The sequence below is a fragment of the Sphaerisporangium sp. NPDC005288 genome, assembly GCF_040607475.1.
In the GTDB taxonomy this organism is placed as follows: domain Bacteria; phylum Actinomycetota; class Actinomycetes; order Streptosporangiales; family Streptosporangiaceae; genus Sphaerisporangium; species Sphaerisporangium rhizosphaerae.
Genome location: NZ_JBEXGT010000051.1, coordinates 29,801 through 53,731 on the forward strand (window position 1 = coordinate 29,801; position 23,931 = coordinate 53,731).

The window sequence follows — 23,931 nt, forward strand, 5'->3', positions numbered from 1 at the left end:
ACGGCGTACATGTACGTCGTACAGCAGACCTTGTACGTTGTATAGTTGTCAAGTGGCCCAGGAGAAACTGACCCGCGAGACGGTCGTCGAGCAGGCATTGGCGCTCGCCGACCAGGAGGGCGTGGACGCGGTGACGATCCGCCGGCTCGCGAGCCTGCTGGCGGTCACCCCGATGGCCCTCTACTGGCACTTCAAGAACAAGGAAGAGCTGATGGCGGCGCTCGCCGAGCACGTCCTGTCCGGCGTGACCGCCGACGTCTCCCCCGGCGACCCGTGGCAGAGACGCCTGCGCGTGATCGTCGAGGCCGTCGTGCGGGCGATGCGCGACAACCCGTGCGTGCCCGACCTGCTCGGCGCGGTGAAGGACAAGCACGAGCTCGAGAGCTTCAACCGCGCGACCGAGGCGACGCTGGACGTGCTCGCGGAGGCCGGGTTCACCTCGCGCGAGGCGTTCGCCGTCTCCTCCTACCTGCTCAACGGCGTGACGGCCCTGGTGAAGGGGTGCCCGCTGTGGACCGGGGAGCCCAGAGAGGCCGAGGAGCGCCGGCTGCGCCGGCTCAAGCTGGAGTCGATGCCCGGCGACCGCTACCCGCGCATGATCCAGTACGGCGGCACGCTGAGCGAGCCGCCGGACATCGACGGCTACTACGGCTTCGGCGTCGACCTGCTCCTGCGCGGCGTCGAGGCCATGGCCGCGCGGCGCCCCGGGCCGGCCTAGCGAACCGGGTCCAGCGAACCGAGGTCCGGCGGGTCCGGTCCGGCCGGCGGGCCCCTGGTCAGGGCAGTGCCGGGCGCCGGGGGCGGGCGCAGGCGGCGGTGACGACGCCGGCGAGCGCGACGCACGCGAGCACCAGGTAGGTCCGCTGGAAGCCGGACATCAGCTGCGCCACCGCCACCGGGGACAGGCGCGAGAGGGTGCCGGCGTAGACCAGGCCGCGCAGCTCGGGCGACAGCGCGCTGCTGAGCACGGTCAGTGTCGTCGCCACGCTGAGCACGATGCCGACGTTCATGATCATCAGGCGGAAGCCGTTCACCACGCCGAGGCTCCCCGGCGGCAGGGCCCTCATGACCTGGGTCGTGTTGCCGGTGAGGAAGGTCCCGTTGCCGCCCCCGGCGAGGAACAGGCCGATGGCGATGATCCAGTACGGACTCGCGCCGCCGGTCGTGAGCATCAGGCACGCCAGCCCGGCGAAGTTGAGCACGCAGCCGCCGACCGACAGCAGGTAGGGCGAGATCCGGCGGCCCAGGGCGCCCGCGATGGGCGAGGCGACCGCCATGCCGACCGGCACGGGCAGCACCGCGAGCGCCGCGGTGAAGGCGTCAAGGCCGCGGGCGGCCTGGAAGTACAGCGCGACCAGCAGCACCAGGGCCGAGCGCGACAGGGCGGTGCAGAACGAGGCCAGGTTGGCGAAGGTCAGCATGCGCTCGCCGAACAGCCGCAGGTCCAGCACCGGGTGCGACGCGCGCCGCTCGACCAGGACCAGCAGCGGCGCCAGCACCAGGAAGACCAGCCCGCCGACCAGCACGACGGGGCTGGACAGTCCGCGCGACCCGGCCTCCGACAGGGCGATCAGGGCGGCCGACAGGGCCGCGAAGACGATGAGGTTGCCGGCCGCGTCCACCGGCGTGCGGGCGCCGGTGGGCACCCTGCGCAGCGTCGCCCACCCCCAGACCAGCGCGATCACCCCGGGCGGGACGTTCGCCCAGAAGACCCACTGCCAGCCGGCGGTGTCGGCGATCAGCCCGCCCAGGGTGGGCCCGGCGAGCTGGGCGACCGACAGGGTCCCGATGTAGACGCCCATGCCCTGGCTGAGCCGGTCGGGCGGGAAGGCGTCGGTGATGATCACCGTGCCGTTGGCGAGGATCATCGCCGCGCCGAGCGCCTGGAGCCCCCGCATGGCGATCAGGAAGCCGACGTTCGGCGACAGCCCGGCCAGCAACGAGCACAGGGTGAACAGCGCGAACCCGACCAGGTAGACCTCGCGCCGCCCGAGCAGGTCGGCCACCCGGCCGAAGAAGACCAGCGTCGCGGTGCTGACCAGCAGGTACGACAGCAGGATCCAGGAGGAGGCGAACGCCCCGGCCTCGAAGTGTCGCACCACCGCGGGCAGGGCCACATTGAGGGTGCTGGCGTTGACGCCGATGAGGGCCAGCCCGAGGCTGGTCACCGAGCAGACCCGCCACGCGTAACGGAGCCTGCGCGCGTACTCGGGGGTGCCGGGAAGCAGGTCCGCGGTCCGATCAAGCGGGTGGGCGACCATGCCCCCCAGTCTGACGTACGCCGTACGTCCCGATTAACCCATTAATCCCCCTCAACGGGCGCGCTTGCGGAGGCCTTCGAGGTCGTAGATGACCACGCGGCGCCGGCCCGTCTCGATCAGGCCGCGGTCGCGCAGCGAGCGCAGCGCCTTGCTGACGGCCTCGCGGGAGGCGCCGGTCCAGCCGGCCAGCTCGTCCTGCGACAGCGGCAGGGCGACCCGCACGCCGCCGTTGGCGGGCTCGCCGAACCGCTCGGCCAGCTCCACGAGCCGGGTGGCCACCCGGCCGGTGGTGTCGAACGCGCCGTACTCGACCCGCTTGCGGTCGGAGTCGCGCAGCCGGCCCACGACCAGCTGTAGCAGCAGCACCGCCACCCGGCCGTGGTCGTTCAGGAAGCCGGAGAAGTCGCGGACGACGACGCCCTCGACGGGCTCCAGGGCGGTCACCGTGCCCGAGCGCGGCTCACCGCTGATGACCGACATGTCGCCCAGCAGCGCTCCAGGGCCGCGGATCGCCAGCACGACCTCGGTGCCTCCCGCGGTGTAGGAGGACACCTTGACCCGCCCGGAGGTCAGCACGAGCGCCCAGTCGGAGGTGTCACCCTCGCTCATGACGGTCGTGCCGCGGTCCCACCGCCTCTTGCGGCCGGCGGCGCACAGGTCGTCGGCCTCCTCCTTGGTGAGCAGGGACAGGAACTCTCCAGGCTCGGTCGGCGTGGACGTCATCGTTCCTCCAGGGTGAGGGGCAACGCTCGAATCATGCCGCGCCCCTGCGGTGCGGTCACGGTCGTTTTCCCGGTGCGGGGGCCCGCGGTTCGCGTACTTCTACCGTCTCGCGGCGCACGGTGGTCAGTCGAGCGAGGACAGGACGAACGCCTCGACGCTCTGCTCCTTGCCCTTGAGGCTCAGCTCGCCCAACGACCGTACCTCGGCGCCCGCGCCGATCTGCTCACGGGTCGTGGCCCCGATGACCACCGTCCCCGGCTCGGCCATCCCCTCCAGTCGCGCCGCCACGTTCACCGCGTCGCCCATCGCGTTGAACCCGCGCAACTCGGGGCTGCCGATGTTGCCCACCAGCGCCAGGCCGGTGTTGATGCCGATGCGGAACCGCGGATAGCCGGGGTTGCCCGCGGCGATCTCCTCGGCGGCGGCCTGCATCTCAAGAGCCGCGCGGGCGGCGTGCGCGGCGTGGTCGGCCTGCGCCGCCGGGGCGTTGAACAGCGCGAGCAGCGCGTCGCCCACGAACTGCACGATGGTTCCGCCGTGCCGCAGGACGCAGGGCACCGCGGCGGCGTGGTAGCGGTTCAGCATCTCCACGATCTCGCCGGGCGCCACCCGCTCGGAGAAGGAGGTGAAGCCCTTCAGGTCGGCGAACAGCGCGGTCAGCTCCACCAGCGAGCCGCCGAGCGCCGCCTGGTCGGGGTCGGCGAGCAGGGATGCCGCCACGTCCGGCGACATGTACTGCCGGAACAGCGTCTCCAGTTCGCGGTACAGGCGGGCGTTCTCCAGCGCGATCGAGAGCTGGCTGGCCAGGGTGGCGGCGAGCGCCTCGTCCTGGCGCGTGGTGCCCACGGGGACCTCCAGCGCGCCGGCCACCACGCCCTTGACGGTGAGCGGGTGGATGACCCGGCCGTCGCCGCTGATCGTCTCGGTGGCCTTGAACTCGTCCACGCCGTACGCGCGCTCGCCCAGCGTGATCGCGCCGTGCGACACCAGGCCGATGCGCACGTCCCCGTAGGCCTGGCGGACGCGGCCCAGCGCCTCGGCGAGCAAGGTGTCCTCGCCCAGGCCGACGCGCGCCTGCCGGCCCACGTCGACCAGCGCGCCGAGGCGCAGCGACAGTTCGCGCTCGGCCGCGAGCGCCTGTCCGGCGCGGTCGAGCACGGCCGCCTGGCCCTCGTTCAGCCGGAACTTGCCCGCCAGGCGCAGCGCGACGGGCGTCCGGGACGCCGTGCCGCTTTCGCCCATGCGCCGCAGGTGGCCGACGAGCTCCTCCAGCGCCTGGTCGTACTGCCCCTGGATGCGGCGGATCGTCGCCGCGAGCGTCACCGAGTCGAACAGGCCCTGGCTGGAGCCCTCGCGGCGGAACTGGATGTAGGAGCTGTAGGCGACGAACGCGAAGGCGCCCACCAGCAGCAGGTGCCACTCCCACCACGACAGCAGCCAGTTGGGCCGGAAGAACCCGGCGACCATCGCCTCGCTGAGCAGCGCGTACGCGGTCATCAGGCTCACGAGCATCGCCGAGGGCCTGCGGCGGTGGATGCGGAACATCTGCACCGCCGACAGGGCGAACAGCGCGGCGCCGATCCAGGAGAACGCGCCGATGGTGGCTCCGCCGGGCGGCGGCGGCGCGCTGAGCGGGGTCAGGCCCTCGATGAGCGAGGCCGCGCCCCACACCACCAGGACCACCACCAGGGCGGCCCGCAGCAGGTCGCCGCTCCTCAGCACGGCGGCGGCGGCGCGTTCGCCGAGCGGCAGGGAGGAGGCGAACGCCAGCACCGACGCCACCATCAGCCCGACCGGCTGCCCGATGTCGAAGCCGTAGCTGCCGGTCTCCAAGATGATCCGCGGCGTCGACAGACCGTGGAGCAGGAAGAAGCCGGCGCTGCTCAGGAAGACCAGCGACACCAGCAGCAGTCGGGCGTCCTTGTGCCGGGTGGCGGCCTGGCTGATCATCGCGCCGAGCACGACGTTGACGCCGGCCACCAGCACGATCAGCCAGAAGTGGCTCGGCGGATGCTCCCAGCGCGCGTTGAGCCGGGCGGGGAAGGCGAGCAGCAGCCACAGGCCGAGCAGCGGCACGGCCAGGTGCATGGCCCACACGATGCCGCGCACCGGGTGCGTGGCGGGCGGCAGATAAGGCGAGAACGCGAGCCCGTCCTCCCCGCCGGCGGCCTCGCTCCCGGCGATGGCCGTGCGGTCCTCCGCACCGGCAGGCCCGTCGTCCGCGCGGGCGCCCTCGTGTTCGGCACCGGCCACCTGGACGTCCCCCCAGGCGCCTTCGGCCCCCGCATCAGCGGTCCCGGCCTTCATGCCGGCGGTCCCGCTCTCCGGGACGGCGGTCCCGCTCTCCGGGACGGAGATCGCGCTCTCCGCGCCGGGGGTCGCGCTTTCCGTGACAGGGGCGCTTTCCGGGACGGGGGCCGCGTCCTTCTCGGCGGTGCTCGTGCCGGAGGCGCCGGCGGGCGTCCGGGACGGCCGGCTCACCGTGGAGGTGCGAGGCATCGGGGTCTTCGCCGGGACGACCCTCTCGAACTGCACCGTCTTCGCCGCGTCACCCGTGCCCGGGTGGTCAGGGCCCGTCCCGGCCGCCGGAGTCGCAGCGCCGCCGGTCTCGCCGGCGCCCTCGCCGGAGGACTTCCCCGCGGTCTTTTCCGCGGCGAGCCGCCCGTCGGGCCGCACCTCCGCCTGCCCCTCGGCCTGTATCTCGGCCTGCCCTTCCGGCCGCCCCTCCGCGTGCCCTTCGGCCTGCTTCGAGGCCGCACCCCCGGTCGGCGTCACGTCGTGGCGGGGCACGGTGTCCGCCTCCGCCTCGGAGTCGGTGGTCGCGCGTGTGTGATCATTCGACGGCACGGTTGCCTCCGCATCAGCCAGTCGAGTCCCCCCGAACGTGCCGATTATCCCGTCAGTCCACGTTGTGGGCGAACGAAGGGTTCAGCCGGAGGTATATCGAGACGGAACTGAGCTGCGGCTTTGGGGGGTATGACCGAAACTTCGGTTACTTTGGCGATGCCTGGTGCCATTAGTCCCGTTAATGGGTGACCGGTTCAGCTCACCAAGGCGGTGGATCTTCTGTGGGGGATCCACCGCCTTGCCGTGACCGTCTCGTCAGGAGGAGAACACGGCCGGGAGCGTCGCCTCGTGGACCGCGCGAAGCTCCTCCACCGGGATCGAAAGGACGCCCTCGACGGTGAGCGCGGAGCCGCCGGTCGTGCCCAGGCAGTACGCGGGCACCTCGCGCCGGGCGCACAGGTCGGCGAGCTCGTCGTAGGACTCGGGCCGCACCGCGAGCAGAACCCGTGCCGTGGACTCGCTGAACAGATCGGTGAAGGCGTCGCCGCCGGGGAGCTGCACGGCGGCTCCCACACCGCGGGCCATGCACGCCTCGGCCAGCGCGATGGCCAGGCCGCCGTCCGACACGTCGTGCGAGCCGTCGACCAGCCCGCGTCCCGCGGCCTCGACCAGGACGCCGGCCAGGGCGCGCTCGGCCTCCAGGTGGACCGCCGGGGGCAGCCCGCCCAGGTGACCGTGCGCGACGTGCGCCCACTCGGAGCCGCCGAACTCGTCCCGGGTGTCGCCGAGCAGCACGATCTTCAGGCCGGGGGCGGTGAACCCGTGACGGACGCGGGCGCGGACGTCGTCCAGCACGCCGAGCACCCCCACGACCGGGGTCGGGTGGATCGGCGTGGAACCGGTCTGGTTGTAGAACGAGACGTTGCCGCCGGTCACCGGCACACCCAGGGTCTTGCAGGCGTCGGCGAGGCCGCGCACGGCCTCGGCGAACTGCCACATCACCTCGGGGTCCTCCGGCGAGCCGAAGTTGAGGCAGTTGGTGACCGCGAGCGGGCGCGCCCCGGTGACCGCCACGTTGCGGTACGCCTCGGCCAGCGCGAGCTGGGCGCCGGCGTAGGGGTCGAGCTTGGCGTAGCGGCCGTTGCCGTCGGTGGCCAGGGCGATGCCGCGGTCGGTCTCCTCGGCGCCGGGCATGACCTCGCCGATGCGCAGCACGCCCGCGTCGGCCGGCATGGCCAGCACGGTGTTGCCCCGCACGTAGCGGTCGTACTGGGAGGTCACCCACTCTTTGGAGGCGAGGTTGGAGGAGCCGAGCAGCGTCAGCAGGGCCGCCCGCAGGTCGCCGGGACGCTCCAGCCGCGCCGGGTCGTCGGCGTTGAGCGCCGCCTGGCCCGCCGGCTCGTGGAACGGGCGCTCGTACACCGGGCCGTCGTCGGCGGCGGTGCCCGGCGGGATGTCGACGATGACCTCGTCCTTCCAGGTCATCACCAGCCTGCCGGTGTCGGTCACCTCGCCGATCACCGTGGCGGGGACGTCCCACCTGGCGCAGATCGCCATGAACGCGTCGATGTCCTCGGGGGTCACCACGGCCATCATGCGCTCTTGCGACTCGCTCATCAGGATCTCCTCGGGGAGGAGCGAGGGGTCGCGCAGCGGCACCAGGCCGAGGTCCACCGACATGCCGCCGGTGCCCTTGGCGGCCAGCTCGGTCGTGGCGCAGGACACCCCGGCGGCGCCGAGGTCCTGGATGCCGACGACGACGTCGGCCTCGAACAGCTCCAGGCAGCACTCGATGAGGAGCTTCTCCATGAACGGGTCGCCGACCTGGACGGCGGGCCGCTTGGCGTGCGACTCGTCCTCGAAGGTGGCCGAGGCGAGCACCGACGCGCCGCCGATGCCGTCGGGGCCGGTGCGCGCGCCGAACAGCACGACCTGGTTGCCCGGCCCGGGCGCCGTGGCCAGCTTGATCTGGTCCTTGCGCAGCAGGCCGACGCACAGGGCGTTGACCAGCGGGTTGCCGATGTAGCACGGGTCGAAGGCCAGCTCGCCGCCGATGTTGGGCAGGCCGAGGCAGTTGCCGTAGGAGCCGACGCCCTCGACGACGCCCGGCAGCACGCGCCGGGTGTCGGGGGCGTCCAGGGCGCCGAAGCGCAGGGCGTCCATGACCGCGACCGGCCGCGCGCCCATCGACATGATGTCGCGGACGATGCCGCCGACGCCGGTGGCCGCGCCCTGGTGCGGCTCGACGTACGACGGGTGGTTGTGCGACTCGATCTTGAAGGTGGCCGCCCAGCCGTCGCCGATGTCCACCACGCCGGCGTTCTCGCCCATGCCGACCAGCAGCGCCTCGGACTCGGGGGCCTTGGTGCCGAACTGGCGCAGGTGCACCTTGGAGGACTTGTAGGAGCAGTGCTCGCTCCACATGACCGAGTAGATGGCCAGCTCGGAGGAGGTCGGCCGGCGTCCGAGGATGGCGCGCACGCGCTCGTACTCCTCGGCCTTCATGCCGAGCTCGGCGTAGGGCTGCGGCTCGTCGGGGGTCTCGTTGGCCCGCTTGACAGAGTCGATCATGTGTTCTCCTCGCGCGTCACCCGCGCACGCCGTGGTCGTCGCCTCACAGGTTCACGAACTTCTTCAGGATCGAGGTGAAGAAGCCGCGTCCGTCGACGCTGGGAGCGCCGGTCAAGTCCTCGACGGCGTGCTCCGGGTGGGGCATGAGGCCGACGATGTTGCCCGCCTCGTTGCTGATGCCGGCGATGTCGTTCATCGAGCCGTTCGGGTTGCCGCCGAGATAGCGGAACACGACCTGGCCGCCGGCCTCCAGGGCGCCGATCGTCGCGGCGTCGGCGACGTAGCGGCCCTCGCCGTGCTTGACCGGCAGCAGGATCTCCTGACCGGAGGCGTAGTCGCCGGTCCAGGCCGTGGCGGCGTTCTCCACGCGGACGCGCTGGTCGCGGCAGATGTAGTGCAGGCCCTCGTTGCGGGTGAGCGCGCCGGGCAGCAGGTGCGCCTCGCACAGGATCTGGAAGCCGTTGCAGGTGCCGAGGACCGGCAGCCCCGCCCGGGCCGCGGGGATCAGCTCCTCCATCAGCGGCGCGAAGCGGGAGATGGCCCCGCAGCGCAGGTAGTCACCGTAGGAGAACCCGCCGGGCAGGAAGACGGCGTCCACGCCCTTGAGGTCCCGGTCGGCGTGCCACAGCGGCACCGCCTCCCCGCCCGCGTGCCTGACGGCGCGCGCCGCGTCCTGGTCGTCCAGAGTTCCGGGAAAAGTGACCACGCCCACACGGGCAGCACCCATGGTCTCGTACCCCTCCACATGAGAGCGCCGCGCCGGCGTCTCACTCAGCGACGGCGGCCTGCGGCGGTACACCACAGGCTACCTGCTGCCCCTGAGCGACCGACGCAGGGCACCATCAGGTCGTCGGCGGGGCCGGGCGGAGCGTCGGCCCGCCATCAGTGATGGGCTGCGATCGGCTCCGACGGGCCGTTGAGCGCCCATCCTCGCTCGGCGTGACGCATCGCGGTGAGAAGGTCCTGAGCGGTGCGGGCCTCCACCACCAGTGGCTCCGGGGTCGGGTACAGCGCCAGCGCGTAGAAGCGGCGGCTCCACGGCCCGTACATGACCGTCCAGAACCGCTCCATGCGGTTCAACAGGACGGCGGCGGCACGGTCGGCCAGGTCGGGATCACCGTGATCGGCGGGCTCGATCTCGACGTACGGCCGCCCGAGGGCGTGCCGGCCGACTCGCTTGCCACGACCGCGCCCGAACAGGCGCCGCAGACGCTTCACCACAGGCCAGGACCTTCTCTTGATCGGACGAATCGACGTTCGACGAGTGTCAGCTCCAGGTAATCATATGGTGACGTTCCGTCATGCCGTTTCTCCGCATGATCTCCTGCCGGCGCACGACGCCGTCGCAGAAGCGGGGGTCCGAAAAGGAAGCCGAGGTCCGAAAGGAAGCCGTGGTCCGGGAGGAACGGGGGAGGGTCAGACGGAGGCGAGGGCCCGGTCGTGGGTGGCCAGCCACTCCTCGTCCCAGTCGAGTTCCTTGCGGAGGCAGACGGTGGTGCCGTTGCCGGGGGTGATGTCGAAGGAGATCTCGTCGACGACCGACTGCATGATGAGGATGCCGCGCCCGTGCTCGGCGTCTCCGGCCGGATACTGCCGGGGGATGGCCCCGAGTCCGAGCCCGTTGTCGACGACGCGCAACTCGCAGCGGCCCTGGCCGATGGCGGCCATCACCGCGTAGCGCTTGGAGGGCCCGCCGTGACGCACGGCGTTGGCGCAGGCCTCGGAGGTGGCCAGCAGCACGTCCGACACGCAGTCTTCGGTGACGCCGATGCAGCGAAGGGTGTCACCCAGTACTCGCCGGACCATCGGGATGCCCATGGCGTCCCTCGGCAAGGCCAACGAGAACTCAATATCCACCGGACTCCTCCACGGCGCCGAAAGTCACGTTGGGGAGGTTCCCCGGAGAATCAGGGCTAACCGCAGAATCACGCTGTTGTTATTTAGTGTTGGTCAGACGCTTGCTTTCTGATCTGACCAAATTTCCGTTTCGCGTGCTTTGCGGCCCCTTGGCGCGGCGGAGAGGCTGCTATTCGGCCTCGACCCGCACAGAGTAGTCCTCGATGACGGTGTTCGCGAGGAGGGTTTCGGCCATCTTGCGGACCTCGGCCAGCGCCGCCTCGTCCGCCGGGCCGTCGATCTCGACCTCGAACCTCTTGCCCTGCCGCACTTCGCTGACCCCGGAGAAGCCGAGCCGCGGGAGCGCCCGGGCGATCGCCTGCCCCTGCGGATCGAGGATCTCCGGCTTGAGCATGACGTCGACGATGACGCGTGCCACGTGTCCCTCCAGTTCGTGCCGCCGGCCCCCTGGTCGGGTCCGGCCTGGTCCGGCGCACCAGCCTAACGGTGGCGGCCTCGTCTCACAGCCCCCGCCCCGGCGGCGCGCCAGGGGTGCCCCTCCCTGCACACTGGGGTCCGGACGAGTGTGCGCCAGGGTTCACCGGGAACGGGAGAAGTGTGGAAGACGGGGTGGCTGGTCTTGCGCAAGGGCCTGTGGTGTCTGCCACCATGTCCCCAAACGCGGACGTACCGCCACCAGTAGGTATGGACGCGTGTCAACTGGTCGAACGGCGATGGTGATCCCATCAGCACGGCCCTGAGCGCACAGGAGCGGCACGTGACTTTCGACGCCTCTGGTGGTGCTGACGCACCCCCTGAGCTCGTCCAGCTTCTCACCCCGGAAGGTGAGCGCGTCGAGCATCCCGTCTATGACATCGACCTGACGCCCGAGGAGGTGCGCGGCCTCTACCGCGACCTGGTGCTGGTGCGACGCGTCGACATGGAGGCCGTCGCACTCCAGCGGCAGGGCGAGCTCGGCATCTGGGCCTCACTGCTCGGCCAGGAAGCCGCCCAGATCGGATCCGGGCGCGCGCTGACCGACACCGACATGGCCTTCCCGACCTACCGCGAGCACGGCGTGGCCTGGTGCCGCGGGGTCGACCCGGTGAACCTGCTCGGGCTCTTCCGCGGCGTCAACCACGGAGGCTGGGACCCCGCCGAGCACAACTTCCACCTCTACACGATCGTCATCGGCAGCCAGACCCTGCACGCCGTCGGCTACGCGATGGGCGTCCAGCGCGACGGCGCCGACGCCGCCACGATCGTCTACTTCGGCGACGGCGCCACCTCCCAGGGCGACGTCAACGAGTCGTTCATCTGGGCCTCGGTGTTCAACGCCCCCGTCGTCTTCTTCTGCCAGAACAACCAGTGGGCCATCTCCGAGCCGCTGGAGAAGCAGTCGCGCATCCCCCTGTACCGCCGCGCCAGCGGGTTCGGCTTCCCCGGCATCCGCGTGGACGGCAACGACGTCTTCGCCTGCCTCGCCGTCACCCGGCAGGCGCTGAAGAACGCCCGCGAGGGTCAGGGCCCCATGATGATCGAGGCGTTCACCTACCGCATGGGCGCCCACACCACCTCCGACGACCCGACGCGCTACCGCGTGGCGGGGGAGCTCGAGGCGTGGAAGCTGAAGGACCCGATCGAGCGCGTCAAGGCGTACCTGTTCAAGAACCAGCTCGCCGACCAGGACTTCTTCGACTCCATCGACGCCGAGGCCGCCGACCTCGGCCGGGACGTGCGCAAGCGCTGCCTGGAGATGCCCGACCCGCACCCGCTGGAGATCTTCGAGCACGTGTACAGAGAGCCGCACGCACTGCTGGCCGAGGAGCGCGAGCAGTACGCCGCGTACCTGGCGAGCTTCGAGGGAGGCGAGCGATGACCACGCTGACGCTCGCCAAGGCGATCAACGAGGGCCTGCGCACCGCCATGGAGGACGACCCCAAGGTCCTCATCATGGGCGAGGACGTCGGCAAGCTCGGCGGGGTCTTCCGGGTCACCGACGGCCTGCAGAAGGACTTCGGCGAGAGCCGGGTCATCGACACCCCGCTCGCGGAGTCCGGCATCATCGGCACCGCCATCGGCCTCGCGCTGCGCGGTTACCGTCCGGTGTGCGAGATCCAGTTCGACGGGTTCGTGTTCCCGGCCGCCGACCAGATCATCACCCAGCTGGCCAAGATGCCGCTGCGCTCGCTCGGCAAGATCAAGCTGCCGGTCGTCGTGCGCATCCCCTGCGGCGGCGGCATCGGCGCCGTGGAGCACCACAGCGAGTCGCCCGAGGCGTACTTCACCCACACCGGTGGCCTGCGCGTGGTGGCGTGCTCCAACCCCGTGGACGGCTACCACATGATCCAGCAGGCCATCCGGTGCGACGACCCGGTCATCTTCTTCGAGCCCAAGCGCCGCTACTGGGACAAGGCCGAGGTCGACCGGGGCGCCGACCCCATGCCCTTCGACCGCGCCCAGATCGTGCGCCCGGGCACCGACGTGACCGTGCTGGCCTACGGCCCGATGCTCAAGACCTGCCTGGAGGCCGCCGCGGCCGTCGAGGAGGAGGGCCGCTCGCTGGAGGTCGTCGACCTGCGCTCGCTCAACCCCCTGGACACCGGCATGATCTTCGAGTCGGTACGGCGCACCGGCCGGTGCGTGGTCGCCCACGAGGCGCCCATCTTCTCCGGTCTCGGCGCCGAGCTGGCCGCGCGGGTGACCGAGGCGTGCTTCTACAACCTGGAGGCGCCCGTGCTGCGCGTCGGCGGCTTCTCCACGCCCTACCCGCCTTCCCGGCTCGAGGACGACTACCTGCCCGACCTGGACCGGGTGCTGGACGCCGTCGACCGTACCTTCGCCTTCTAGGAGGGGCCTGTGCTTCGCGAGTTCAAGCTCCCCGACGTCGGTGAAGGGCTGACCGAGGCCGAGATCGTCAAGTGGCACGTCGCCGCCGGCGACAAGGTCGAGATCAACCAGACGATCGTGGAGATCGAGACGGCCAAGGCCGTCGTCGAGCTGCCCTGTCCCTTCGAGGGCGTGGTCAGCGCGCTCATGGCCGCCGAGGGCGAGACCGTCGACGTCGGCGTCCCGATCATCGCCGTGGACGACGGCGAGGGCGGCCCCGCGCCCACGGGCGGCGCCTTCACCGGCGCCGCGGCGGTCGCGGGCGCCGGCACGCCGCAGGCCCCGGCCGGAGGCGGCCCGGTGCCGCGCGCGGCCGCGCTCGCCGACGACATGGTCCCCTCGCCGCCCGCCGGCGGGACCGAGGGCACGCCGGCGCGGACGCCGGTGCTCGTCGGGTACGGCGTCAAGCCCGGCGCCACGACCCGCCGTCCCCGCAAGTCCCCGGCCCACCCGTCCCCCGCCACGGGCGCGGCGGCCCCGCCCGTCCAGCAGCCTGCTCCCGCCCAGGCCGTCCAGCCTGTTCAGTCCGCCGCTGCCGCCCAGCCGGTCGCGCCCGTCCGTCCGGCCCCGCAGGCGCGGGCCGTCACGCCGGTCACGCCGGAGGCGGGCGCGGTCGCGGTGCTGGCCAAGCCCCCCGTGCGCAAGCTGGCCCGGGACCTCGGCGTGGACCTCGCCGCCCTCACCGGCACCGGTCCGAACGGGTCGATCACCCGTGACGACGTGCACGCCGCCGCCGAGGGCGCCACCGCCGCCTCCGCCGTCCCCGCCGTCGCGCCCTCCGCGCGCGCCGTCCTGCCCGAGGGCGAACGGGAGGAGCGCATCCTGGTGAAGGGTGTGCGCAAGGCCACGGCCGCCGCCATGGTGGCCTCGGCCTTCACCGCTCCGCACGTCACCGAGTGGCTGCAGGTGGACGTGACCGCCACCATGGACGCCGTCAAGCGGCTGCGCGCGATGCCGGACTTCGCCGAGGTCAAGGTCTCGCCGCTGCTGCTGGTCGCCAAGGCGCTGCTCACGGCCGTCCGCCGGTATCCGATGGTCAACTCCTCCTGGACGGGGGACGAGATCGTGGTGAAGCGCTACGTGAACCTCGGCATCGCCGCGGCCACGCAGCGCGGGCTCATCGTGCCGAACGTCAAGGAGGCGCAGGCGCTGTCGCTGCCCGAGCTGGCCGGGGCGCTGGGCGAGCTGACCGACAAGGCCAGGGCGGGGCGGTGCACCCCGGCCGACCTGTCCGGCGGCACCATCACGATCACCAACGTGGGCGTGTTCGGCGTGGACGCCGGCACCCCCATCCTCAACCCCGGGGAGGCGGCGATCCTCGCCGTCGGCCAGATCCGCGACCTGCCCTGGGTGGTGGACGGCCAGATCGTCCCCCGCAAGGTCACCACGCTGGCGCTGTCGTTCGACCACCGCCTCGTGGACGGCGAACTCGGCTCCTACGTCCTGCGCGACGTCGGCGCGATGCTCCACGACCCTCTCCACATGCTCGCCTGGAGCTGACCCCGCACCCCGCGAGCGCGCCCACCCCCGGAAGTTCCCTACCTCCGGGGGGGGCCACGGGGATCGGCCGGGATGGCCGCGGGCCGACGGCGTGCCGCGCCGCGCCGGGCCGTACGCTGGCGGTCTGCCATCGCTGAAGGAGAGATCATGTTCCGCCACGTCGTGATGTTCACCTGGGTCGCGGGCGCCACCGAGGAGCAGAAGGCCGAGGTGGAGACCGGGCTGAAGAAGCTGCCCGACGCGATCCCGGAGATCCGCCGCTACGAGATCGGCCAGGACGCGGGCATCAACCCGGGCAATTACGAGTTCGCCGTCGTCGCCGACTTCGACTCCGAGGAGGACTACCTGGTGTACCGCGACCACCCGGTGCACCGGGCGTTCATCGCCGACGTGATCAGGCCGATCCTCGCCGGCCGGGCCGCGGTGCAGTACAGCCTCTGACGAACGGCCGGACGGCTTCCGGCGGCGTCCCGCGGCCAGGGGTCAGACGGTGGGCGGGTGGTTCTCGCGATGCGGGAGCTCGGTCTCGACGACCGTGCCCCGGCGGGAGATGAGGAAGAAGCTGAGCAGCAGCCCCACAGCGCCGACGATCATGAAGATCACGCCGATGACGTCGATGTGGACCGAACTGCCCAGCACGTCGGGCTCGATCGCGAACTTCAGAATCGCCCCGATGGTCAGAAAGAAGATACTGACCCCGATGCCCATCCAGACCTCCGGGACTCGTGTTCGGTAAAGAACGCTAAGCGGCAGGGTAATACCCAGCCGCGCGCGGTAACACTACCGATCTCAGCACCCTTCCGGCACGGGAAGCCTCGCGCCCGCCGGGCGATCGCCGCCCCGCGGGCGCGGGCATGCCGTCGGCGCGGTGCCGATTCCCTGGGTCAGAAGGCCTCTTCCGGCAGCTCCATCAGGCTCTGGTCGGTCGCGGCGAGCGTGCGGCGCTCGGCGGCCAGGCGCGGAAGGACGGTCTGGGCGAAGAACGACGCGGCGGCCACCTTGCCGGTGTAGAACGCCTTGTCGTGGTCCGCGGAGTCGAGAGCCTTGAGCGCCACCTCGGCCTGCCGGAGCAGCAGCCAGCCGATCACCAGGTCGCCGAGGCCCAGCAGGAACCGGGTGGTGTTGAGGCCGACCTTGTAGACCTCCGCCGGGTTCTCCAGCGATCCGATCGCCCATCCGGCCATGGTGTCGGCCATCGCCCTGACCTCGCCGGCCGCCTCGTCGAGCAGCTTGCGCTCCTGCTTGAGCCTGCCGTTGCCGGCCTCGGAGGCGGCGAAGCCGGTGATCTCGGCCAGCAGCGAGCCGAGCGCGGCGCCCTGGTTGCGCAGGACCTTGCGGAAGAACAGGTCCTGGCCCTGGATGGCCGTGGTGCCCTCGTACAGCGAGTCGATCTTGGCGTCCCTGATGTACTGCTCGATCGGGTAGTCCTGCAGGTACCCCGAGCCGCCGAGGGTCTGCAGCGAGCGGGCCAGCATCTCGTAGGAGCGCTCGGAGCCGACGCCCTTGACCAGGGGGAGCAGCAGGTCGTTCATCGCCTCGGCGTCGGCGTTCCTGATGCCCTCGAACTCGGCGATCTGGACGGCGTCCTGGAAGGTCGCGGTGTAGAGCACCAGCGCGCGCAGGCCCTCGGCGTAGGACTTCTGCAGCATGAGCTCGCGGCGGACGTCCGGGTGGTGGGTGATGGTGACCCGCGGAGCGGTCTTGTCGGTCATCTTGGTCATGTCGGCGCCCTGCACCCGCTGCTTGGCGTACTCCAGCGCGTTCAGGTAACCGGTGGACAGGGTGGCGATGGCCTTGGTGCCGACCATCATGCGCGCGTGCTCGATGATCATGAACATCTGGCGGATGCCCTCGTGCACGTCGCCGATCAGCGTGCCGACGGCGGGGTGCTTCTCGCCGAAGGTCAGCTCGCAGGTCGTCGAGGCCTTCAGGCCCATCTTGTGCTCGACGTTGGTGACGTACACGCCGTTGCGCTCGCCGAGCTCGCCGGTCTCCATGTCCACGTGGAACTTGGGCACCAGGAACATGGACAGGCCCTTGGTGCCGGGACCGGCGCCCTCGGGGCGGGCGAGCACCAGGTGGAAGATGTTGTCGGTCATGTCGTGCTCGGCGCTGGTGATGAAGCGCTTGACGCCCTCGATGTGCCAGGTGCCGTCGGGCTGCCGGACGGCCCTGGTGCGGCCCGCGCCGACGTCGGAACCGGCGTCCGGCTCGGTCAGCACCATCGTGGCGCCCCACTGCCGCTCGATGGCCAGCATGGCGAACCTCTTCTGCTCCTCGGTGCCGATGGTGTGCAGCACGTGGGCGAAGGCCGGTCCGCTGGAGTACATCCAGATGGCGGGGTTGGAGCCGAGGATCATGTCGGCCACCGCCCAGCTCACGCTGCGCGGCAGGCCGGGCCCGCCGAGCGCCTCCGGCAGGTCCAGGTTGGTCCACCCGGCGTCCCGGAAGGTCTCGAAGGACTTCCTGAAGCGCGGAGGCATCGTCACCGTGCCGGTCGCGGGGTCGAAGACCGGCGGCGTCCGGTCGCCCTCCTCGAAGGAGTCGGCGAGCACGCCGGTGGCCAGGCGCCGGACCTCTTCGATCACGCTGCGCACGGTGTCCTCGTCCACCTCGGCGAAGCGCCCGGTGCCGAGGATCTCGCGACGGCCGAGCACCTCGAACAGGTTGAACTCAAGGTCACGGACGTTGCTCTTGTAATGACCCATGGCTGCGCGTCCCCTCGTCCAGGCATGCGGGCGGTGTGCTACTGGTGAGTAACCTTACCGCATATGCTACCCGCGAGTAACCCCTAGAAAACCGGACGAACGGGACGGCCACCCGCGGCTACACCTGCTACCCAGGTCGGCCACGCCGAGAGCGGCCGCCAGGCAGGCGACCGGGATCACCGGCAGCACGTAGCGGTGGTCGAAGTCCAGCACCGCCACCGGCCCGGCCAGCAGGAACACCGCGGTGGCCCACGGGAGCGCCGCCCGTCGCCGCCCGACGGCCGCGCCTAGACCGCCCGCCAGCAGGAGCAGCGCGATCACCGGCCCGCGTGTGTACGCCGGGTACTGGTAGGCGATCAGGAAGCCCGCCCAGGGCTCGGCCGAGCGCAGCCCGCGGATGGCCGGGTCGTACTCCTGGCGCACCTTGGCCACCAGCGGGTAGGCGGGCAGCGACCACTCGCCCCGCGCGAAACCGAAGGCCGGGGTGACCCGCTCCGGGTGCCGCACCGGGGTCCAGGCGAAGGCGAGCGCGGTGTCGCGGGCCACGTCGGCGAGGTAGTCCAGCGGCTGCGCCATGATGGCGCGCAGGGCGAACGATCGGGCGAGGTCGTTGTTGCCGTCCCGCCCGCCGGGCAACCGGTTCAGCGAGGCGGCGGGGTCCCACACGTACTCCGAGGCCGCGTCCTGGTGGGCGCCGTTGGGGCACAGCCCGCGCTCGGCCGCCGGCGGCCTGATCACCGCGCAGTCCGCGAAGGTCATGGTCCGTGCCCACAGCACCACCCCCTCCCCGCCGGTCAGGGTGAACCTCCCGTTGACGTGCGCGTTCCAGCCCGCGTACGCGACCAGCGGCAGCGCCCCCGCCAGCATCCCGGCCACCAGGCCGCGAGTCCCCACCCGCCGCACGGCCGACCAGAGCAGGACGAGCACGAGCAGGGGTAACGCGATCGTCCGCGTCAGCGTGGCCAGGGCGAGCAGCGTCCCCGCGACCGCACAGGCGCGCGCCGTCGGCCTCGGCGACCATGTGAGGACCGTCAGCGCGGCGACGATCAGCAGGATGAACATCGTGTCCGACAGCACGCCGTGCTCCAGGCGCAGGAACGAGGCGTCGAAGAGCCCCGGCAGGGCCGCCAGGGACGCGCCCCAGGCAGGCAGCCCCCGCCGGCGCAGCACCGCGTAGATCATCGCCCCGATGCCGAGCCCCATCGCGTGCTGCACGCCGACCACCACCGTCACGCTGTGGAACGGCCGCAGCAGCCACAACAGCAGCGGATACCCGCTCGGGTGGAACCCCAGCGACGGCCGCGGATGCGACGCCACATCCAGATAAGTGAACGAGTCGTACCAATAGAGCTGCCCCGGCCGATACCCCAGCATCGTGACCAGTCGCACGGCCGTCGCGAGGCAGAGGACCACGGTGAAGAGCCGATGCCCGAGCATCGCTCGCTTCACCCGGCCGGCCCGGGCTGTGGACGGGTGGAGGGTTTCGGTGAGCATGGCGGCTCCGGAGTCTCAGTAGATGGCTTCGCGTCATGAACCGTGCGCGTGCGGTGACAGGCGATGGGCGCGTGAAACCGCTGCCGCACAGGGGTGAAGTGAGCGAGGTGCGGGGCGGCCCGGCGTGCTGCACCGCCTGACGCGCACGCTCACGCTGAGCCCCGTCGACATCGCGTCCGGAGCTCGGCGACGTGCGGACCTACCGGCGGCAGGCTTCCTTGACGTTCATGGGCCTGGGGTGGGGAGCGGGGTCGGCGAGGATCAGGGCGCGCCCCTCGGCGCTCATCACGCCGTCGTGGACGTACCACGAGTCGGGCACGAAGGACCGCGGGCCGTGATACGTGGCGAAGTCGACCTTGTCGACGCCGTGTTCCTTCAGCAGTCGCAGCACCTGCGGGACCCTGTCGTTGATGAAGTCGATGCAGTGAAGCGGCTGGCCACGTGAGATGAGCGACGGCGGCGCCTGGTAGAGCTCCCCGGGCCGGGCCCTGCGGCCGAGCAAGATGGTTCCCGGCCCCGTGTAGCCGACCCGGATCTTCACGCCGATCGTGCATTCGAACCGACGGTCGCACGAAGTGTCGTCATTCAGCGCGAATATGTCGTCGCTCTCCTTGATGACGTGCGTGCCCTGGTCCTTTGGCGCATTGTCGTCAGTGGCGGTGACGAAGAGCAGACTGCCGGCCCGCAGATCGTCGGTCGCTATCAACTTGATGGTGACCTTCAGGCCGCGAGACGCCAGTTCGTGCTGGTAGCGCTTCGGGTCGGCGTACAGGTCCTTGACGGTGACGACGTAGAAGTCTCCCGTCTGCCTGATGTCGAGTGTGGCCGAAGCCGGTCGCGCGCCGATGCCGAGCGTGTCCGGCACGATCCAGCTCAGCATGACGGCCAGAGCCGCCAGGGGTAGGGCCAGGGACCAGCGTGATCGCGGCCTGGGCCCCCGTGCGCCGTGCCGGCGCCACCAGAGCCGTACCGCCCTGTCCCGAATGCGCCGTGGTGTCTCCGCACCGTCCGCTGTCGCGGTCCTGATCTCCTCGAGCAGCTCACGGGCGCCGGGGGTCACGCCAGGCCCCGGATCGGGAGCGATGGACGCGAGCAGGCGGTCGAGGTCCGCGTTCATGATTGTCCTTTCAGGAGCGCGACCGCGCGGGGGCCGTAGGCGACCAGGTCCAGGTCGGCGGCGTCCAACTCGCGTGCGAGCCGTTTGCGGGCGCGGTGCAGGCGCAGACGGACGGCGCCCCGCGAACAGCCGAGCACCGTCGCGATCTGCGCGGTGTCCAGGCCCTCCCAGCTCACCAGCGACAACAGCTCACGGTCGTCCGGGCTGAGCCGCCGGAACGCCTCGCGGATCGCCCGGGAGTCCTGGTGAGGCCGCTGTCCCTGGTCCCAGGTGGCCAGTTCCTCGCGCAGGCGGGCGGCGAGGGCGCCGCGCCGGGCCTGACCCCGGCGCTGGTTGGCCAGGACGAGCCGGGCCACGCCGTACAGCCACAGCCGCGCCTGCTCCCCCTCGGGGATGTCGCGTACGCGCCGCCAGGCGGTGGTGAAGGTCTCCGAGAGGGCGTCGGCGGCGTCGTCGGCGCACTCGGTGCGCCGGCGGACGTACCCGAGCAGATCCGCGTAGTGCGCCATGTAGATCTCCTCGAAGCGCTGCCTTGGGTCCGGTGGTCCCACGCCGCCGTCCTTCCGATGGGGGACTGCTCCTCTCGGCCTGGCCGGAGGAGCCACTCGTCACCACACATGTCCGGCTACGGGCAGACGTTTCACCCCAATGCGGTGAGAGAGGAGCACCGCCAGGACGACGGCTCCTGCTGGTCGCCTTGCCGGACCCGGAGGGCGACGAGTAGTTCCGCGTCCGCCGCGACAACGCCGAACGGGCCGCCACTGGGTGACGGCCCGTGATGCTGTGGCGGGCCTTCGCGGCCCGGAACCTTCCCAGGACGCGCAGCGCGGCCCTGGGAAGGGGGAGAGGGGCGCCCTGGATAGGGCGGAGGGGTCAGCGGGCCGACTGGGCCCGTCCCTTGAGCGACAGGGTGCCGATCGCCGCGATCAGGTAGACCAGCGCGCCGCCCCACGCCGCGTCCCAGGCGGCGCCGAACACGCCCGCGTGGTCGAAGACGAGCTGCACCGGGTACATCAGCACGGCCGCCGCGATGCCGGGGTAGAGCGCGAACCGCCACGGGTGCGCCAGTGACCACAGCCGGGCCTGGCGCGTCACGCGGTCGCCCACGTTCGGCTTGCTCACCGCGCCGATGGCCGCCACGACGCTGAACAGGCTGACGCCCAGGCACAGGGCCCAGGTCAGATCGGCGGGACCTGGGAAGATGACCCCCATGAGATAGCTGATCGCCGCGCCCGCACCACCGGTGATCGCCGCGGCCTTCCACGGCGCGCCCCGCAGGGCCGCGCCGGCGAGCGACATCTCGTCGCGTCGAGTCAGTTCGTTCATGTCTCACAGATTGCCCGGTGTGACGGCCTAGGCACATCGGGGAGCAACCCTGATCCGCCCCTGACCCCGTGGCCGGACGGAGGACGCCCCACGCGGGCTCGGTACCCTGTGCGAATGTCTGTGACCTTTCGTGCCGCACGCCAGGAAGATGTCCCGTCGATCGTGGCCATGCTCGCGGACGACCCGATCGCGGCGGCGCGGGAGGGCGATCCGTCCGACCAGGTCTACCTGGACGCCTTCGCGGCCATCGACGCCGATCCGCGGCAGGAGCTGATCGTCGCCGAGTCCGGCGGCCAGGTCGCCGGCACGATGCAGATCACCTACATCCCGGGGCTGTCCCGTAGGGGCGGGGAGCGGGCCCTGATCGAGGCCGTCAGGGTGAGTGCCGCCATGCGGGGCCAGGGCCTCGGCGGCACGATGATCCGGTGGGCGGTCGACCGGGCCCGCGCCCGCGGCTGCCGGATGGTCCAGCTCACCAGCGACAAGGCCCGCGCCGACGCCCACCGCTTCTACACCTCGCTCGGCTTCGTCGACTCCCACGTGGGCTTCAAGCTCGCCCTCTGACACGCGGGGCCGCCACCAGGGCCTCAGGGGAGCGGCGCGATCTCCACGAGGTTGTCGTGGTAGACGGCGCCCCTGCCCATGTCCGCGTCCCGCTCGTCGACCAGGACGTTGACGTTGACCCCGCCGGGGCTGAGCTTGGGCCAGTTGCCCTTCGTGGTCGCCACCACCCCTTGGGCCACGCGGTCGCTGACGCGCAGCTCGAGGGTCATCTCGCCGTTGCCGTTGAACACCCGGACGCGTTGTCCGTCGCCCAGCCCGCGCTCGGCGGCGTCCTTCTCGCTGACCAGGATCTGCGGGGTGCCGGCGCGGCGGGCCAGCTCGGGGTTGTTGCCGAACACCGTGTTGAGGAAGGTGTGCGCCGCCGGGGTGACCAACGCCAGCGGGTACGGCCCGTCGGGCGTCGCGGAGAAGGGCGGCACGTACCCCTCGCCCTCGGCCGGGAACGAAAGCCTCCCCGAGGCGGTCGGGAAGCCGTCGGCGAAGGGCAGGAACGGGTCGGGGTAGTTCATGCGGGCCCAGCCTTCCTCGCGGAGCCGCTCGACGGTGATCCCCTCCAGCGCCGGGTGGCCGCCGGACAGCAGCTGTTCGGCGATCTCCAGGTCGGAATCGTAGAGCGAGGGGTCGGTCAGCCCGAGGCGGCGGGCCACCCGGCGGAAGGTCTCGGTGGTGGACAGGCACTCGCCCGGCGGCGCCACCGCGGGCTCGTTCCACATCAGGTACATGTGCCCGTACCCGGCGTGCAGGTCGGCGTGCTCGGTCTGCATGGTCGCGGGCAGGACGATGTCGGCGTAGTCGACGGTGTCGGTCGGGAACTGCTCCATCACCACGGTGAACAGGTCCTCGCGCATCAGACCCGCGCGAACGCGGTTCTGGTCGGACGTGCTGCCCATCGGGTTGGCGGCGTAGACCCACAGGCACTTCACCGGACGGGCCGTGTCCGCCAGCCCCTCGGCGAGCCGGGTCATCGTCAGCGTCCTGACCGGATGGGGGAGCAGGTCGGGGCGGACGTCGGCCTGGATGGGCACGTGCCCGCTGGTGGAGTAGGCGACGCCGCCGCCCTGGTGGCGCCAGTCGCCGGTCACGGCGGGGATGCAGGCGATCGTCCGCATGGCCGTGCCGCCGCCCTGGTGGCGCTGGATGCCCATCGTGGCCCGGATGCCGGTCGGGCGGGTGTGCGCCAGCCGGGCGCCGAGGGCGCGGATGTCCTTCTCCGGGATCCCGGTGATCTCGGCCGCCACGCTTGGCGGGTATTTCCGGATTTCTCGCTCGAAGTCCGGCCAGCCGTCCGTGTGGCTCTCCAGGAACTCCCGGTCCTCGGCGCCCTCGTCGAGCACCACGTGCATCAGCGACAGCGCCAGCGCGGCGTCCGTGCCCGGCCGGATCGCCAGATGCTCGTCGGCCTGGTCCGCGGTGCGCGTCCTGATCGGGTCGATGGTCACCACGTGCGCGCCGGCCGCCCGCGCCTGCTGGATGAACTTCCACAGATGGTGCCCGCTGGTCAGCGTGTTCGTCCCCCACAGCAGGACCAGCCGGGAATGGGCGAACGCCTCGGGGTCCATGCCGCCCGGGGTGCCGTTCGTCAGCGTGAGCCCGCGGTTGCCGGCCCGCGCGCAGATGTTCAGGTCGTGGTAGGACGCCCCCAGCGCGTTCCACAGCCGCCGGCCGGCCTGGCCGCTCTCGCCCTGGATGTAGCCGAGCGTCCCGGTGCCCTGGTACGGCCAGATCGCCTCGCCACCGTGCTCGCCGATGATGGCGGTCAGCCGCCGGGCGATCTCGTCCAGCGCCTCGTCCCAGGTGATGCGCTCGAACCGCCCCGACCCCTTCGGCCCGACCCGGCGCATCGGGTACAGGATCCGGTCGGGCGCCTTGGTGTGCTCCAGATAGCGGTTGACCTTCACGCACAGCGCGCCCCGCGTGTAGGGCTGGTCGTGGTTGCCGCGCAGGCGCACCGCCTCGCCGTCCTTCACGGTCACGACCCACGAGCAGGTGTCCGGGCAGTCGAGGGGGCAGGCGCCAAGAACATTCAGCTCACGACTCATGAACAGAACGGTACATAAGCGTCATGAGGCGGCCTAGGGCGCCCGTGGTGTCACCGACGGACCATTCCCGGCATCCGCCCCAGGTAGTGCGATCAGCCCATACTTACGGGCGATGC

The 23,931-nt window shown here is 71.4% G+C and carries 21 protein-coding genes; 6 read left to right on the top strand and 15 right to left on the bottom strand.

Going from position 1 to position 23,931, the window contains the following annotated elements:
• Positions 1-52: 52 nt before the first annotated feature.
• Positions 53-718, top strand: coding sequence for a TetR family transcriptional regulator (locus ABZU32_RS34805; RefSeq protein ID WP_354929283.1), 666 nt, complete (start codon positions 53-55; stop codon positions 716-718).
• A 58-nt stretch (positions 719-776) separates the two neighbouring features.
• Here the strand turns inward: ABZU32_RS34805 and ABZU32_RS34810 are convergent, their stop codons facing one another.
• The 8 genes from ABZU32_RS34810 to purS all read right to left on the bottom strand — a co-directional run bounded on the left by ABZU32_RS34810 (position 777) and on the right by purS (position 10,617).
• Positions 777-2,261 carry an MFS transporter gene (locus ABZU32_RS34810; RefSeq protein WP_354929286.1) on the bottom strand — a complete coding sequence of 495 codons (1,485 nt, stop codon included), beginning with the start codon at positions 2,259-2,261 and terminating at the stop codon, positions 777-779.
• 51 nt (positions 2,262-2,312) lie between these two features.
• The gene (locus ABZU32_RS34815; RefSeq protein WP_354929289.1) at positions 2,313-2,984 is read right to left on the bottom strand and encodes a Crp/Fnr family transcriptional regulator; all 672 of its coding nucleotides are present in this window, start codon (positions 2,982-2,984) and stop codon (positions 2,313-2,315) included.
• Positions 2,985-3,107: 123 nt separating this feature from the next.
• A complete protein-coding gene (locus ABZU32_RS34820; protein ID WP_354929292.1) occupies positions 3,108-5,831 on the bottom strand; it encodes an adenylate/guanylate cyclase domain-containing protein in 2,724 nt (907 codons plus the stop codon).
• 255 nt (positions 5,832-6,086) lie between these two features.
• Positions 6,087-8,342, bottom strand: coding sequence for a phosphoribosylformylglycinamidine synthase subunit PurL (purL, locus tag ABZU32_RS34825; protein WP_354929295.1), 2,256 nt, complete (start codon positions 8,340-8,342; stop codon positions 6,087-6,089).
• Between the two features lie 43 nt (positions 8,343-8,385).
• Positions 8,386-9,069, bottom strand: coding sequence for a phosphoribosylformylglycinamidine synthase subunit PurQ (gene purQ, locus ABZU32_RS34830; protein ID WP_354929298.1), 684 nt, complete (start codon positions 9,067-9,069; stop codon positions 8,386-8,388).
• Positions 9,070-9,224: 155 nt separating this feature from the next.
• Positions 9,225-9,563 (bottom strand): hypothetical protein, encoded by a 339-nt coding sequence (locus ABZU32_RS34835; protein ID WP_354929301.1) that lies wholly within the window; start codon positions 9,561-9,563, stop codon positions 9,225-9,227.
• 195 nt (positions 9,564-9,758) lie between these two features.
• On the bottom strand, positions 9,759-10,199 hold the full coding sequence (locus ABZU32_RS34840) for an ATP-binding protein (protein WP_354929304.1): 441 nt from the start codon (positions 10,197-10,199) through the stop codon (positions 9,759-9,761).
• A 169-nt stretch (positions 10,200-10,368) separates the two neighbouring features.
• Positions 10,369-10,617: a phosphoribosylformylglycinamidine synthase subunit PurS gene (gene purS, locus ABZU32_RS34845; protein WP_354853070.1), complete on the bottom strand. Its 249-nt coding sequence runs from the start codon at positions 10,615-10,617 to the stop codon at positions 10,369-10,371.
• Positions 10,618-10,956: 339 nt separating this feature from the next.
• On the opposite strand from purS, the gene pdhA reads away from it, so the two are divergent.
• From pdhA to ABZU32_RS34865, 4 genes are all read left to right on the top strand, one after another.
• A complete protein-coding gene (gene pdhA, locus ABZU32_RS34850; RefSeq protein ID WP_354929307.1) occupies positions 10,957-12,057 on the top strand; it encodes a pyruvate dehydrogenase (acetyl-transferring) E1 component subunit alpha in 1,101 nt (366 codons plus the stop codon).
• A complete protein-coding gene (locus ABZU32_RS34855; RefSeq protein ID WP_354929310.1) occupies positions 12,054-13,028 on the top strand; it encodes an alpha-ketoacid dehydrogenase subunit beta in 975 nt (324 codons plus the stop codon). The genes pdhA and ABZU32_RS34855 overlap by 4 nt, the downstream gene beginning before the upstream one ends.
• A gap of 9 nt (positions 13,029-13,037) precedes the next feature.
• On the top strand, positions 13,038-14,567 hold the full coding sequence (locus ABZU32_RS34860) for a 2-oxo acid dehydrogenase subunit E2 (RefSeq protein ID WP_354929313.1): 1,530 nt from the start codon (positions 13,038-13,040) through the stop codon (positions 14,565-14,567).
• 147 nt (positions 14,568-14,714) lie between these two features.
• Positions 14,715-15,008, top strand: a complete 294-nt coding sequence (locus ABZU32_RS34865) for a Dabb family protein (RefSeq protein WP_354929316.1) — start codon at positions 14,715-14,717, stop codon at positions 15,006-15,008.
• Between the two features lie 42 nt (positions 15,009-15,050).
• On the opposite strand, the gene ABZU32_RS34870 is transcribed toward ABZU32_RS34865, so the two are convergent.
• The 6 genes from ABZU32_RS34870 to ABZU32_RS34895 form a co-directional block, all read right to left on the bottom strand.
• Positions 15,051-15,275 (bottom strand): hypothetical protein, encoded by a 225-nt coding sequence (locus ABZU32_RS34870; RefSeq protein WP_354853088.1) that lies wholly within the window; start codon positions 15,273-15,275, stop codon positions 15,051-15,053.
• 176 nt (positions 15,276-15,451) lie between these two features.
• Positions 15,452-17,275 carry an acyl-CoA dehydrogenase gene (locus ABZU32_RS34875; protein WP_354929319.1) on the bottom strand — a complete coding sequence of 608 codons (1,824 nt, stop codon included), beginning with the start codon at positions 17,273-17,275 and terminating at the stop codon, positions 15,452-15,454.
• 66 nt (positions 17,276-17,341) lie between these two features.
• Positions 17,342-18,769 carry a hypothetical protein gene (locus ABZU32_RS34880; protein ID WP_354929321.1) on the bottom strand — a complete coding sequence of 476 codons (1,428 nt, stop codon included), beginning with the start codon at positions 18,767-18,769 and terminating at the stop codon, positions 17,342-17,344.
• 199 nt (positions 18,770-18,968) lie between these two features.
• Positions 18,969-19,886 (bottom strand): hypothetical protein, encoded by a 918-nt coding sequence (locus ABZU32_RS34885; protein ID WP_354929324.1) that lies wholly within the window; start codon positions 19,884-19,886, stop codon positions 18,969-18,971.
• A complete protein-coding gene (locus ABZU32_RS34890; RefSeq protein WP_354853096.1) occupies positions 19,883-20,437 on the bottom strand; it encodes an RNA polymerase sigma factor in 555 nt (184 codons plus the stop codon). Before ABZU32_RS34890 ends, ABZU32_RS34885 begins: the two co-directional genes overlap by 4 nt.
• Before the next feature lie 322 nt (positions 20,438-20,759).
• Positions 20,760-21,212 (bottom strand): hypothetical protein, encoded by a 453-nt coding sequence (locus ABZU32_RS34895; protein ID WP_354853098.1) that lies wholly within the window; start codon positions 21,210-21,212, stop codon positions 20,760-20,762.
• Between the two features lie 114 nt (positions 21,213-21,326).
• Here ABZU32_RS34895 and ABZU32_RS34900 point away from each other — a divergent pair, with 114 nt between their 5' ends.
• Positions 21,327-21,776 carry a GNAT family N-acetyltransferase gene (locus ABZU32_RS34900; protein ID WP_354929327.1) on the top strand — a complete coding sequence of 150 codons (450 nt, stop codon included), beginning with the start codon at positions 21,327-21,329 and terminating at the stop codon, positions 21,774-21,776.
• A 23-nt stretch (positions 21,777-21,799) separates the two neighbouring features.
• Here the strand turns inward: ABZU32_RS34900 and ABZU32_RS34905 are convergent, their stop codons facing one another.
• Positions 21,800-23,815 carry a molybdopterin oxidoreductase family protein gene (locus ABZU32_RS34905; RefSeq protein WP_354929330.1) on the bottom strand — a complete coding sequence of 672 codons (2,016 nt, stop codon included), beginning with the start codon at positions 23,813-23,815 and terminating at the stop codon, positions 21,800-21,802.
• Positions 23,816-23,931: the final 116 nt, after the last annotated feature.

Excerpts from the sequence above, each read along its gene's own strand:
- ABZU32_RS34810 (WP_354929286.1), bottom strand. The coding sequence starts at position 2,261 with ATGGTCGCCCACCCGCTTGATCGGACCGCGGACCTGCTTCCCGGCACC.
- ABZU32_RS34815 (WP_354929289.1), bottom strand. The coding sequence starts at position 2,984 with ATGACGTCCACGCCGACCGAGCCTGGAGAGTTCCTGTCCCTGCTCACC.
- purL (WP_354929295.1), bottom strand. The coding sequence starts at position 8,342 with ATGATCGACTCTGTCAAGCGGGCCAACGAGACCCCCGACGAGCCGCAG.
- purQ (WP_354929298.1), bottom strand. The coding sequence starts at position 9,069 with ATGGGTGCTGCCCGTGTGGGCGTGGTCACTTTTCCCGGAACTCTGGAC.
- ABZU32_RS34855 (WP_354929310.1), top strand. The coding sequence starts at position 12,054 with ATGACCACGCTGACGCTCGCCAAGGCGATCAACGAGGGCCTGCGCACC.
- ABZU32_RS34865 (WP_354929316.1), top strand. The coding sequence starts at position 14,715 with ATGTTCCGCCACGTCGTGATGTTCACCTGGGTCGCGGGCGCCACCGAG.
- ABZU32_RS34870 (WP_354853088.1), bottom strand. The coding sequence starts at position 15,275 with ATGGGCATCGGGGTCAGTATCTTCTTTCTGACCATCGGGGCGATTCTG.
- ABZU32_RS34875 (WP_354929319.1), bottom strand. The coding sequence starts at position 17,275 with ATGGGTCATTACAAGAGCAACGTCCGTGACCTTGAGTTCAACCTGTTC.
- ABZU32_RS34880 (WP_354929321.1), bottom strand. The coding sequence starts at position 18,769 with ATGCTCACCGAAACCCTCCACCCGTCCACAGCCCGGGCCGGCCGGGTG.
- ABZU32_RS34885 (WP_354929324.1), bottom strand. The coding sequence starts at position 19,886 with ATGAACGCGGACCTCGACCGCCTGCTCGCGTCCATCGCTCCCGATCCG.
- ABZU32_RS34895 (WP_354853098.1), bottom strand. The coding sequence starts at position 21,212 with ATGAACGAACTGACTCGACGCGACGAGATGTCGCTCGCCGGCGCGGCC.
- ABZU32_RS34900 (WP_354929327.1), top strand. The coding sequence starts at position 21,327 with ATGTCTGTGACCTTTCGTGCCGCACGCCAGGAAGATGTCCCGTCGATC.
- ABZU32_RS34905 (WP_354929330.1), bottom strand. The coding sequence starts at position 23,815 with ATGAGTCGTGAGCTGAATGTTCTTGGCGCCTGCCCCCTCGACTGCCCG.